This is a genomic window from Nostoc sp. S13 (genome assembly GCF_029379315.1).
Lineage (GTDB): Bacteria > Cyanobacteriota > Cyanobacteriia > Cyanobacteriales > Nostocaceae > Nostoc.
In genome coordinates this window covers 48600-62186 of record NZ_JAQYWQ010000025.1, presented here as the reverse complement: position 1 = coordinate 62186, position 13587 = coordinate 48600, and the positions used below count along the sequence as shown (strand labels likewise).

Below are 13587 nucleotides of genomic sequence, written 5' to 3'. Positions count from 1 at the left end.
TTTTTTCTTTTAATCCTTTTATTAAGAATACTCGGAAAGTGACAGAAGAGGGATAAAATCGTTCAACTGAGCGTTCGCGTAGCGCGATGCCCTGAGCTTGCCCTACCCTTCCCTACAGGAGGCCAAGGGCGAACGGGAAGCCAGCTACGCAGAGCGTCTTGTAGAGAAGGGTCTCGGAGAGAAGTTAAAATCTAAAATCCTCTCATTGTGTGACGTAGCAGTGCTACCTCTCTACATTCTTTTTCACTCCTATGTCTAATTAATAATTGATAATTCATAACTTCTATCTTCTTGTACTAGTAACTTTCCATCTTTAGTTAGCTTCAGTTGCTGTCCCCGCCACTCTATAGTGTTGCCAATGAAGCCAAAACACCAAATAGCAAAGCTTAACAAGTCGCAGCAAGGAACGAGCCAAATAAACTTTTTGACAATTGGATCTTTCAGACTGATAGTACCAACAACCCAAGCCATCACCAATCTTGTTATCCAACAGATAGATAGTCCTAGCCATCCTAGTATTGAACCATCCGTGGCAATTAGCAGTAGCAAGCTAGTGACGACACCATAGGTAAAAATTAGTCCTAAATAACCCCAAGGACGAGAAACTCGTTTACCACGCGCCCAACGAATCTGGCGCTTGATGGCATCAACTAAGTTGTTGCTTATTTGTACATGTTCAACAACATAGTCAGAAAGCACAACTTTGTAACCTGCTTGCACAGGTAGATAGCCAAGTTGGAAATCATCTGCCAGATAATCAGCAATTGCTTCAAATCCACCGATGGCTTCTAGTACTTTTTTAGGGATGACAATGGTGGAACCAAAGGCATATTTTATCCCATTTTCCTTGATGTTGCTAACTAAAACCCCAGCATGAAATTCAGTATTAACAATAGCCTCTAATGTCGATATCCATCCTTGAGTTAAGGTTCGATACATACAGGTAACTACACCCACGCTTTTATCTTGTAACGGCTGGATAACTCTTTGCAAATAATCTCTTCCAACTCGGATGTCACTATCAGCAAGGAGTAAAATTTCGTATTTAGCTTTGGCTGCGGCATTGGCCAAGTTGCTAACTTTGAGATTTGTGCCAATGACGCGATCGCTTACAATCAGTAGAATATCCAAATCTGAAAAATGATCGATGATTTTATCTACAACCTCTATGCAAGGGTCTTTAGAGTTTTGCACAGCGAAGATGATTTGATATTCTGGATAATCCTGCTGACAAAATGAGGCTAGGTTTTCATAAGTATCGCTATCAAGCCCACAAATGGGTTTGAGGATACTAACAGGTGGATGAAACTCTAAATCAATTGCCCGGGTATCAGCAAAAAAAGTTATTGCTGCATAAATTGCATAGCAATAAAACAAGACAGATAATATACACCAAATTAGGAGGAAATCAATGATAATTAGGTGAAAATTCGTGAAAAAAGTAGATGCAAATATGGACATTGATTAGCAGGCAAGTAATATTCGGATTTTCTAGATTCGCTGCCGATAAGTTTAGGACTTTTTTATGTCTATTAAATGAAATTGGGATGACAAAGTTATTACTTTTGAATTCAGAATTCTGCCTTCTTCTTTAGGTGGTACGTTGGGATAATAAATGGTGGTTGGTAATTTCAAAGCCGTTACTAAGAAGTACTTCCCGTACCTGATTACTTAACAAGGCAGCAAGTTCTGCTTCACCTGCCCCTGCTGCTCCATTCAAAGGAGCGCCATGAATAGCGCTCGCCGGATGAGAGTAAATCTCCACCAAGTTTGCCTGAATTTGGGGTATCAACCCAAGCAAATATTCCTCTGTAATGCCACCACTTTGCAATAAACCGTAAACTCTTTGAGTAAAGCTAATGCCTTGTGATTTTAGCATCTTCTCACCATAGCAGCGTAGTCTGCCAAATACTCCTGACCAAACTAGCTTTGTCAGCAGATGACTGCGATTAAATCTTAGACTCAACCCTAACTCCTCACTGGGAAGACGAATTACTTTAATATCAAATTCTGGTGCCAGGTCAACTAAAATACGTAAGACCACTGGATGCATATGCAAATGCAAATGTCCATCCACATGAGAGAGAGGCAAACCAGTTGAACGGTATTTTTCCAACTGGGCGCGAATTTCTTGCCGTAGTTCTTGACGGGTTTGGCTGACAAATTGATAGCGTAACCCAGCAATCAATGGACTGTTGGAAAAGTTACCTTGTTTGTCAACTAAATGGGGAATTTGCTCTGGCGGTAGGACAGAGCGCCCACATATCAACACAAGATGTAGACCAACAGCTAGGTTGGGGTTGGCACTTGACAAGGTGACAGCCTCATTTGCAGCATCAGCGCTCACCATCAGGCTGGTACTCGTTAGCACTCCTTGTTTGTGTGCTTTGATAATTGCTTGATTAACTCCTTCAGAGAAACCAAAGTCATCACCATTGATGATGGCGAATCGCTTTGCTTGCATATGTTTTGTATTTTTTCTGATAATTGAGGTATTGACTGAGACTGATACCAATTCTGCATGAAGATGCGCCAAACTATATGAGGAACGAACTGCAAAGGGCGCAAAGGACACGAAGAAAGAAAAAAAATTTGGTGCAGCCTCAATACAGTTTAGTTAAGCATTTCTTCCTTTTCTTCCTTTGCGACGGCAGTCGCTACAACGGGGGGAACCCCCGCAACGCGCTGCCTCTTTTTTGCGTTCTTTGCGGTTCGTTAAAAAAATTGAATTTGACAAAGAGTTAAGCCTTAACCCAAGCGTATTGCGTGCAGCCTCACAAACAAATGGTATGATACCACTGTTTGATATTTGGCTGGGTTAGCTCCAAAAAGAGCAACCAACTACTAACCAACAACTACTGATTCGGCTTTCGCAGTTGCTTGGGTGCGACGATCTTTTAAGTAGGAGAAAAATTCCCGCCCCTCACGCAGACGGCGCACTAACATTTGGGGATCAGTGAGCATTTCAGTGACAATTGGGATGATCGCTCTGGGACGGAAGTAGAACTTCCGATACATTTTCTCAACTGCATCCTCAATTTCAGCACTGGAGAGATTTGGATATTGCAGTGTGGACATTTGAATTCCAGAACTGGCAACTAAGGAATTGTTACTAAACCAATTATTTTCCTGTGCTTGACGATAAAGTTCTGTTCCCGGATAGGGAGCTGCGATCGAAACCTGAATTGTATGAGGACTAATATCGCAAGCAAAGCGAACTGTTTCCTCAATTGTTTTTTGGGTTTCGTCGGGTAAACCAATGATAAATGTGCCGTGTACGGTAATGCCAAGTTTATGACAATTGTCCATAAACTTCCGCGCTACTTCTAGCTTGACTCCTTTCTTAATCCCATCCAGAATTTGCTGATTCCCAGATTCAAATCCTACTAAGAGTAGGCGTAACCCATTATCGCGTAGTTGTTTGAGGGTGTCATAGTCGAGATTGGCACGGGCGTTGCAACTCCAAGTTAGTTTAAGTCGCTGCATGTGTTCGCTAATGGCGATCGCTCGATGTTTATCTATAGTAAAGGTGTCGTCATCAAACATATATTCTCGCACTTTGTCGCCGAAGATCGCTTTAGCTTCTTCCATCTCGCGCCCAACTGCTTCTGGGCTTTTAGTACGGTATAAGTGTCCCCCAATTGTTTGCGGCCAAAGGCAGAAGGTACATTTTGCTGGACAGCCCCGCCCAGTATAAAAAGAAATGTATGGATGCAACAAGTAGCCAATAAAGTATTTTGTAATATCCAAATCACGGTGATAAATCGGCAATACACTGGGCAGAGAATCCCAATCGTGAATCAAGGCGCGGTCTTCATTATGACGTATATTACCCTGGCGATCGCGGTAGCTTAGACCTTTGATTTCCTCCCAAGATTTACTTTCTGCTAATTCCTTGCAGGTATAATCAAATTCGTGGCGACACACAAAGTCAATGATTGGGTTTTCACTCAGCGTCTGCTCTGGTAATACTGCTACGTGCGCTCCAATTAAACCAATCTGGATATCAGGGTTTTGAGCTTTGATTGTCTCGGCACACTTCACATCATTAGGCAGTGAAGGCGTGCTGGTGTGCATGATAATTAGCTCGTAATCTTGAGCAATTTCGATCACATCTTCTACTGTTTGATTATGTGGTGGTGCATCCACAAGCTTACTACCAGGTACAAGGGCTGCGGGTTGGGCCAGCCATGTCGGATACCAGAAGGAAGTAATCTCGCGCTTGGCTTGGTATCGCGAACCGGCTCCACCATCAAACCCATCGAAGGAAGGAGGACTGAGAAACAAAGTTTTTTTCACAGGTATATTTCCTCATCTATAGTTAAAAGGTTCTACCTAACACTTCTTTAGGATAAAACCTCAAACGTAGCATAGCCGATCGCAGTCCGAAATAATTCATTCAAGAAGAATTCAGAACCAGAAAGTGGTTGATTTATGGAAGAGTGGGAGCGGCGGCTGACGCGGATGGTTTAAATCCCCGTCGGAAAATGTCTTGAATTTTTAACGGTATCGCGGAAGCCATGCCACAAAACAATAGACTTCTTGCATAAATCAAAAATAAGAACCCCACCCCCAGCCCGTCCCCTTGCTAAGGGGACGGGCTGGGGGTGGGGTGTTAGGGACTTTTGCAAGAGGTCTAATAAATCCGGGTTATGTATTTTTCTTTTTTCCGATGAAACAACCCTGGACTTAAAAAGGAGGCTGGGGGATTTATTATCTATAATCTTGCTTTTGAATACTGCCCAAACGAGCCGCATCACGAATATTATATTCAGGACGAGTAAAGCGATTTAGCTGCATTTCAAAGAAATCTCGATTTGCTTGTAAATGCTGAATATTTTGGTCATCCAATGGATATAAAAGTGCAGTTCGCAAAGCTTGAATTACCGCAGAAGTAACACAGTACATTGACCGTTGAAAACTAACTCCCAACTGAATCAACATATCTTCTTCACCCCGGCAATGTTGGCTGTAGTAATCAACAAGATATGGGGGCAGAAAATGCAGCATATCTTGCATTAATAATGTCGGGGGAATGCCAGCAGTACCCACTGGAAATACATCAGCGTAAAGAATGCCATAGTGAAAATCTTTTTGGTCTTCCGGTACTTGACGCGCTTGAGCATTATAAGATTTTGTCCCTCGGAAGGGTGCAGTGCGGTAGAAAACTGCTTCTACATAGGGTAATGCGGCTTCATATAGCCACATGAAACCCTTAGATTTGGGGACAATTTCATAGCATTCGCCACGAATATAAACGTGATGGTAAATAGGACGACCTGCGATCGCAAATATACCATTAACTAAGAAGCTCATCGCCTCTGGGACGCTGCTAATTGTCCCTTCGTCATAGCGGTCGGACATTTCAAAGAATACTGGGGCCATAACTTCCCAGAATAAACCCAGGTTAGCGTAGTATGACATCTGGCGGCACTGTTCCAAAAACATATCGGGGAACAGCTTGTAAAGTCCCAGCATTACGGGGTTGCCTTGGAAGTAAGCTTTAATTGCTTTGTCAGCGTTGGCTTTGTATTCTTCTGAATCTAGGTAAGGGTCAAATTGCCCACCCATCCCTCTGTGCCACAACATCGCCCGCATACAAGCTTCCGCAAATTCCATGTTAATGCGATCGTGGAACAAGTGATGCAACAACTTCGGCATTTTGAAGGTTTCACCCTTCTCCATAAATGCCAAAAGTTCTGGATGTGCAGTAGCTTCGCCGCGCCAAATTCGTAAATCGGCATCATCGCCAGCATAATGATTATGCCGTTCTAAATACTCTTTGGGCAAGAAGTATTTAAAGAAAGGCAACGGGTTTAAAAATTCGCGTTCAGCAATATAAAGTAAGTCGCGCCAGTAAAAATCCATCGGCACAGCATAAGCTTTGTATAAACCGATGATTTGCATCAAATTTTCTGGGGTATCGGGTAACATTGCACCGCCTGCTTCTAAGCGGTGAATTACTTCGGCAAATTCGTGATTAGAAGGAGGTAATTTAATTGGTGTTTTAATTGCTGACATGGTAATCGTAAATTGTAGAGACGCGATTTATCGCGTCTGGAGGATAGGTTTTGAGACGCGATAAATCGCCGTCTGGGGGATAGGTTTTGAGACGCGATAAATCGCCGTCTCTACAAGTGTTTTAATTTATTTCCTATTTCACCGCTACTTCAGAGACTACGGTTTTTTCCAAAGAGGGAATTGCAGCCACCATTGTTGTAGTTGTGGATTCACTCCAACGCACTAACCAAGTGGGTTGTACTCCCAAAAAGATGATGAAAGCTGCCAAAATTAAAGCTGGTATTTTCTCAGACCAAAGGACTTTTGGATAGTAGGCTAAGTTATCAAGTCTGCCAAAACAAGTGCGGTTGAGGAGAATCACAAAATAAACTGCGGTTAATCCACTAGCGACTACACACAAAATTGTCGAGATGGGAAAGATAGAAAAGCTGGCTTGAAAGACGATAAATTCCGCGATGAATCCTGTTAAACCGGGAATACCAGCACTAGCCATACCACTTAAAACCAGTAAGGCGCTAATTAGGGGTAAACCGCGTATGGGACTCATTAAACCATTGAGTTTATCTAACTCGCGGGTGCCGACTTTGGCTTCCACGACTCCCACCAAATGGAAAAGAATCGCCAGGATGATACCGTGGCTAAACATTTGAGCGACTGCACCCACAAGTGCTAAAGGAGTACTGGCGGCAGCAGCTAGCAATACATAGCCCATGTGACCGATGGAACTGTATGCTACCATGCGCTTGATATCTTTTTGAGCGATCGCAATTACTGCCCCATAGATAGCGCTGACTGCTCCCCAAATTGCCAAAGTCGGTGCAATAATACTCCAAGCATGGGGAAACATACCCAACCCAAATCGCAGCAATCCATAGGTTCCCAGCTTTGCCAACACGCCACCAAGAAGAATAGCAATTGGTGCTGAAGCCTCAACATAAGCATCGGGTAGCCAAGTATGGAAGGGAACTAAGGGAATTTTAATCCCAAAACCTAATACTATTCCTGCTAGTAAAAGGATTTGTTTGGCTATTGACAAGTTTTCTGTAGAGACTGCATCAAAAGCAAAATTGGTAGAACCACTCAGCCACACCATACCCAAGAATGTCGCCAGAATTAAGGCTCCGGAAACAGCAGTATAAATCAGAAATTTAATCCCGGCATAACCCCGTTTTTCTCCTCCCCAAATTGAAATTAGTAAGTAGAAGGGGATTAATTCTAGTTCGTAGAACAGGAAGAATAGCAGCAAATTCTCCGCGAGAAAAGCACCTGCGACTCCTCCACTAACTAATAAAATCATCGAGTAGAACAGCCGGGGGCGTTCAGTTTCTTTACTGCTGCTGTAAATAGCAATCCAGGTGAGCAGGCTATTTAACACCAACATCAATATAGAAAGCCCATCAACACCTAATTGATAGTTCAAGCCAAGGGTTTCATTCCAGGGCAAATACTCTTGAAATTGCATTCCTGGATTGCTGATATCAAATTTTAGCAGGATAAAAATGTTCCAAAAGAGAACTATCCCAGAAAAAATTAATGCTGATAAGCGAATGCGATCTTTAGGGATATTTAGAGGTAGTACCGCGATGAAAATAGCGGCGAAAATTGGCAGCCAAATCAAGACACTTAACATGGTAATTTTATCCTTTGTCTTTTCCTCGTTCCCAGTCTCCGACTGGAAACGCAAATCAAAAGCGGCTCTGCCGCGAATTCATGAGGCAGCAGCCCCTGAATTTGCATTCCCAGTTTCCGACTGGGAACGAGATTTTAGTACAAAAAAGTTAGCCAACTATACTGATTCTACCAGTATCTAAATCGTAATAAGCACCTGCTATTTTCAGCTTTTCTGCCTTGATTAACTCAGATAAAACTGGCGATGAATTCAATTTTTTAATTTGTGCCAAAACATTTGCTTTACAAACATTTTCTAATTTGTCTCCTGATTTTCCTTTTGAGCTTTCTACACTTGGTTGAATTGCCTCAAGTAAACTTCCAATTTGCCCTGGTACTTGAGCGCCTTTAATCGCAGCATCTACCGCACCACATCTTTCATGCCCCACTACCAAGATGACTTTGGAGCCTAATACTAAGCTGCCAAATTCTAGGCTACCAATTTCTTCTCGTGTGGCAATATTACCAGCTACACGGCAGACAAATAAATCTCCAAGTCCTTGGTCAAAGACAATCTCTGAAGGCACGCGCGAATCTGCACAACTGAGAATAGAAGCAAAGGGCTTTTGACCTTTGGCAACTTCGGCTAAACGTGAATAGGTTTGGTGTGGATTACGACGTTTTCTTTGGGCAAATCTTTCATTCCCATCTAGTAATTCTTGCAATGCTTTATCGGGGGTAATCTCATCTTCTGCTGGGGCTTTTTCGGCTGCAAGTAAGTTTGAGCTAAGTCCAGCTGTCAATACACCTGTACCGATTGCACCTGCACCAAACTTGAATAAACTTCTTCTGGAAAGATTGATTTGGGAATGTTGTACGCTCATGGAATTCTCCTCACAATATTAAACCAATTTACAATTACGTTTTGCGACGGGGATTTTAATTAGGCATCAAAAGCTGCTGCCACAAGAGACAGGGGAATTAAACTGAACAAACTTCGTTAAACTGTTAACTTTTAGTGGGATAGTTTACTGTTACCTAACTGTCGAGATTTGAAAAATCACATTTAAAAACTGCACTCCCCAAAATGGCCAAGTTACCCACATTCCTAAAACGCCTACTCCTAGAAGAACAGTGAAGGCATAAAACTGGGTTTGTCCAGAGGTGCTGTACTTGAGACTTTCACCACCTAATAAAGAAAACAAACCAACTAAATTAACGATGCCATCGACTACAAAGCGGTCAATCATATCGGCAAGCTGGGAAATTTTGGCAACGCTGAAAATAATGGTCATTCGATAGAGTTTTGGGGTGTAAAAGTCGTATGCCAATAAATCTTGTAAACCTTGCCAAGGGAGGCGAATCGGTTTAGGAATATTGCCTAAATAAATCACGCCAGTAATACTGCAACCAAAAATACTCGACCAAATTAAAAGCAGTGCGACATCTTTATTTAAAGTTGCCCAATCGGGTAAAATTGATAAGCTTTGCAACACTAAAGGAAGATGTAGACTGACACCGAGTAAAATCATCATTGGTAAAATCATTGGCCAGTGTGCTTCAGGCGATCGCTGACTCATTTGTGTCGCTTTACCACCAAAAATTAAACCGAATTCTCTGGTTAAACTCACGGCTGTTAAAGTATTTACCGCTATCACTACTCCCACTAACCAAGGTTGCGTTTCCCACAACCCATCGGCTAGTTCCATCAACGCCCAAAAGCTACCCAAGGGTGGAAAACCAATTAATCCTAAAGTCCCGACGATAAAGGCTATTGCTGAAATTGGGCGACGTGTCCACAATCCGCCTAATTGGGTGACATCTTGGGTGATGCTATTCCAGATAATTCCCCCAGTACTCATCACCAACAAGGCTGCGGATATGGCATGGGTGAGTACTAACAACAGCGCCGTTTCGTACTGTTGCACTCCCACGGCGATAAATACTAAACCCATGTATGCACTAACAGAATAGGATTGGCAGCGTTTAAGATCAATTTGAGCGATCGCAATTAAAGAAGCACCCAACGCTGTTACTACCCCAATACCCACCATCGCTGAGGAAACTATGGGCGACAAACTTAACACAGGTTGCAATTTAATCAGCACCCACGCACCACTAGCAACTACTACCGAGTTCCGCAAAATCGTGCTGGGAACAGGGCCTTCCATCGCTTCATCCAACCACAAATGCAGAGGGAACTGGGCACATTTACCCATTGGCCCGGCAATTAAGGCTAAACCTACGAGTGCCATTGTTGTCGGGTTGACATTTGCAGTAGCCGCCCACTGACTTAGTTCTGTATAATTCCAAGTTCCGGCGAGGGGCCATAATGCCAACACGCCGATCAGCAAGAATAAGTCTCCCACCCGCTTGGTTAAGAAAGCGTCTCTCGCACCTGAAACTACTAAAGGCTGGCTAAACCATAAGCCCACTAAGAGGTAGGTTCCCAGCGTCAGGACTTCCAAAATTACATAGCTAAAGAACAAGTTATTACACAGAACAAGGGCACATAATCCCGCTTCAAATAATCCTAATAACGAATAGAAGCGTCCCCAACCCCAATCCATTTCCATGTAACCGATCGCATAAATTTGCGCCAGCAAATTCAAGCCAGTAATCACAACCAAAGCGCCGACACTCACTGAAGAAATTTCTAAAGCAATGGTTAAATCTAAACCAGCCGTAGATAACCAAGGAATAAACACATTTTGGGGTGGCTGATTCCAAGTTGCTTGTAAAGCGATCGCACTATGTACAAACGCCAAAAATGTCATCACCAAGTTTACATAACCCGCCGGTCTTGGCCCCGTTTTACGAATAATCCCTGGCGACCAAGGCACGGCTAACAAACCACCTATTAAGGCATAGCAAGGAACTAGCCAAACAGTCTCAAGTAGAAACTGAGCCATCAACTTACCTCTATATTTTCATCAAAAGTTGAGAATTTTGAATCAACTGGCGTTGATCCCAGTTGACCCAGCGATGTCTACGACGGGCGTAGCTACCGCAGATAATGCAAATTTATCTTTGTTTAATTTTGTTAGAAACAGCTTACCGTTATCTGAAGGAAAATGGAATTAATTAACTAAAGAAATTTGAGATAATTACCCTAATTAATTCTTATATAATCAACTATTTGATTAATGAATAATATCTATTATTTTTTATCTATGAATTGAGCGCGGTATTAATCGATGGTCATCATTAGTTTTATTAATAGGACTTACGCACAGGTAATGCAAAACGAACCATAGAGAACGCAGAGAAGCCAGTGCGTTGCGGTGAATCCAGCGCTGTAGGCGGGTTTCCCGCCGTAGGCGACTGGTATTAGCGTAGCGGTAGCGACTGTGCGTAGCGTCACCCGAAGGGGGGTTCCCACGCCACTTGCTTCAAGCCGGCGAACCCGTCCAACACAGTGGCTCCCCGTTGTAGCAACTGGCGCGACACGGAGGAATGAGAGTTTGAGAGGGTTTTTGCGTAAGTCCTAATCAATTTATATACAGCATAATTTAGGAGTCAGAATGGGCTATGCTGCGCTAACAGAAGTAAAGCAGGCTTTATACCTGGCTTTGAGACGAATCGTTGTACTTCACCTTCCTTGAAATCCACTATAAGTAGGGGCGTACAGCCAGGGCTATTTTGTTGTAGACAGAAACCGCCCAGAGATGAAGTGACAGAAAAGGGTTATTTACCAATTTCTCTACCTCAAAAAAATGTGCTAACCCCAAGTTATGATATCTAGTTATGAAAAAGCTAATAAAAATCGCTTTCATAAGTTCTGTTTTAACGATCACACTCGGTATAAATATTCCGGCTCAAGCTCAAGAAAAACGTCTGCTGACGCTTGAGGATCAGTTTGCCTTTCGCCAAATTAGCGATCCCCAACTTTCTCCCACTGGAGACTGGATTGCTTACACAGTAACTAATACCGATTTGAAAAATGATACACAAGATAAACATATTTACATGACTTCTTGGGATGCTTCCCGAACGTTACATTTAACTAACGGTAAAGATAGTGAATATAACCCTCGGTTCAGCCCAGATGGGAAGTATCTAGCTTTCATCTCCAGCCGTGAATCTGGAAAACAGCAAATTTGGTTGCTCAATCTAGCAGGTGGTGAAGCCGAAAAAATATCCGACTTTGCTGGTGATGTTAGCGATTTTGTCTGGTCTGGTGACAGTAAACGACTAGCCGTAATTGCCTCTCAACCAGCTCCAGAAACTCCCTTTAATGGCAAAACCCCACCACCGATTGTGATCGATCTGTTTCACTTCCAAGAAGATGGTGTCGGTTTTATCGACAAAAGTCGAGAACATCTTTATGTATTGGACTTAGCAACTCGCAAAACAGAGATTCTCACCCCAGGTTCATTTAATGAGTCTTTACCTGCTTGGTCAAGTGATAACAAAAATATTGCTTTTGTGAGCAAACGCGGTGAAAATAGCGATCACAACAATAATTGGGATCTTTATGTCATCGCTGCCCAACCTGGAGCAAAAGCCCGCCAGCTAACCACTTTTTCTGGCCCTGACTGCGATCCTGATTGGGGTAGCCGTCCAGCTTGGAGTCCAGATGGAAAGTCAATTGCCTATCTTCAAGGAGGTTCACCCAAACTGATTGAATACGCAGTTTACCATCTAGCGGTGATTCCTGCCCTTGGCGGCACTCCGCGTCTACTGACTGGAAGCCTCGATCGCAATGTTGTCAAACCGCGTTTTACAAAAGATGGGAAATCAATACTGTTTTTAATCGAAGACGATGGCAACGTTCACCTTGCAAAGATACCCGTAGCTGGTGGCAAAATTCAGCGCTTGTTAGCAGGAAGGCGAAATATTAGTAACTTTGATTTAGGAGGCGATGACAAAATCGCTTTACTTTCTTCAACGCCACAACAACCAAATGAAGTCTTCGCCTTCAAAGGTAAAGATTTGCGTCCATTGTCGCACCAAAATGATCAGTTGCTAGTTCACCTAAATTTAGCAACTACAAATGAAATCACTTTTAATAGTAAAGATGGAACAGAAATTCACGGTTTTCTCGTCAAGCCACCTAACTTTCAGTCAGGGAAGAAATATCCGACACTGCTGATGCTGCACGGCGGACCTGTGGGGCAGTTCACAAATCAGTTTATGTTTAATTGGCAACTGTTTGCGGCCAAAGGCTATGTCGTTGTCGGTGTTAATCCACGCGGGAGTTCAGGAAGAGGTGAAGCCTTCTCCAAAGCGATTTATGCAGACTGGGGAAACAAAGACGCTCAAGATATTATAGCCGGTGCTGATTATGCGATCGCTACCGGAATTGCTTCGCCATCGCGCTTAGGAATTGGCGGGTGGAGTTATGGGGGAATGTTGACCAACTATACTATTGCTCAAGATACTCGCTTCAAAGCCGCAGTCAGTGGGGCTAGTGAATCAAATATTCTTGCGACCTACGGTACAGATGAGTATATCTATGACGAAGAACAGGAGTTAGGCGTACCGTGGAAGAGCCTTAATACATGGCTGCGAATTTCTTTCCCATTTCTTCACGCTGACCGAATTGTGACACCGACAATATTTCTGGGAGGTGACAAGGATGGTTCTGTACCACTGCACAACTCTGAACAGATGTATCAAGCCCTGAAAAGTCTCGGAATTGATACTCAGTTAGTAGTTTATCCCGGACAGTCCCACGGAATCAGCAAACCGAGTTATCAACGTGATGTCCTAGAGCGTTATTTAGCTTGGTATGATAAATACTTAATCCCCTCGACCGCAACTATTGGAAAATAGTCTTGAAGAAGAATGGCGAGTCAACCCCAACTCTTGGAGACGCTACGCGAACGGGGAATTAAAAATTAAAAATTAAAAATTAATAATCCCCATAAATCAATTTAGCGCAAAGTCTGAGCGGAGGTTTCCGACGCTCGCGGACTCGCTCTCCGTGGCGCTATCCGTTGGCGCAGCCCGCCG

Annotated in this window: 9 protein-coding genes; 1 reads left to right on the top strand and 8 read right to left on the bottom strand. The window is 43.2% G+C overall.

Annotated features, from left to right (window positions below; translation table 11 throughout):
* Positions 1–255: 255 nt before the first annotated feature.
* The 8 genes from hpnI to PUQ00_RS10980 form a co-directional block, all read right to left on the bottom strand.
* Complete coding sequence (gene hpnI, locus PUQ00_RS11015) at positions 256–1461, bottom strand: bacteriohopanetetrol glucosamine biosynthesis glycosyltransferase HpnI (protein WP_300416022.1); 1206 nt, start codon at positions 1459–1461, stop codon at positions 256–258.
* 130 nt (positions 1462–1591) lie between these two features.
* Positions 1592–2464 carry a hopanoid biosynthesis-associated protein HpnK gene (hpnK, locus tag PUQ00_RS11010; RefSeq protein WP_300416020.1) on the bottom strand — a complete coding sequence of 291 codons (873 nt, stop codon included), beginning with the start codon at positions 2462–2464 and terminating at the stop codon, positions 1592–1594.
* Between the two features lie 380 nt (positions 2465–2844).
* Positions 2845–4299 (bottom strand): hopanoid biosynthesis associated radical SAM protein HpnJ, encoded by a 1455-nt coding sequence (gene hpnJ / locus PUQ00_RS11005; RefSeq protein WP_300416018.1) that lies wholly within the window; start codon positions 4297–4299, stop codon positions 2845–2847.
* A 414-nt stretch (positions 4300–4713) separates the two neighbouring features.
* Complete coding sequence (locus tag PUQ00_RS11000; RefSeq protein ID WP_300416030.1) at positions 4714–6027, bottom strand: CO2 hydration protein; 1314 nt, start codon at positions 6025–6027, stop codon at positions 4714–4716.
* A 127-nt stretch (positions 6028–6154) separates the two neighbouring features.
* On the bottom strand, positions 6155–7651 hold the full coding sequence (locus tag PUQ00_RS10995; RefSeq protein ID WP_300416016.1) for an NADH-quinone oxidoreductase subunit M: 1497 nt from the start codon (positions 7649–7651) through the stop codon (positions 6155–6157).
* Between the two features lie 148 nt (positions 7652–7799).
* Positions 7800–8513 carry a carbonic anhydrase gene (locus tag PUQ00_RS10990; protein ID WP_300416014.1) on the bottom strand — a complete coding sequence of 238 codons (714 nt, stop codon included), beginning with the start codon at positions 8511–8513 and terminating at the stop codon, positions 7800–7802.
* Between the two features lie 150 nt (positions 8514–8663).
* Positions 8664–10541, bottom strand: coding sequence for an NAD(P)H-quinone oxidoreductase subunit F (locus tag PUQ00_RS10985; RefSeq protein ID WP_300416012.1), 1878 nt, complete (start codon positions 10539–10541; stop codon positions 8664–8666).
* A gap of 314 nt (positions 10542–10855) precedes the next feature.
* Complete coding sequence (locus PUQ00_RS10980) at positions 10856–11011, bottom strand: hypothetical protein (protein ID WP_300416010.1); 156 nt, start codon at positions 11009–11011, stop codon at positions 10856–10858.
* A 365-nt stretch (positions 11012–11376) separates the two neighbouring features.
* Between PUQ00_RS10980 and PUQ00_RS10975 the strand changes: the two genes are divergently transcribed.
* Positions 11377–13407 carry a S9 family peptidase gene (locus PUQ00_RS10975; RefSeq protein ID WP_300416008.1) on the top strand — a complete coding sequence of 677 codons (2031 nt, stop codon included), beginning with the start codon at positions 11377–11379 and terminating at the stop codon, positions 13405–13407.
* Positions 13408–13587: the final 180 nt, after the last annotated feature.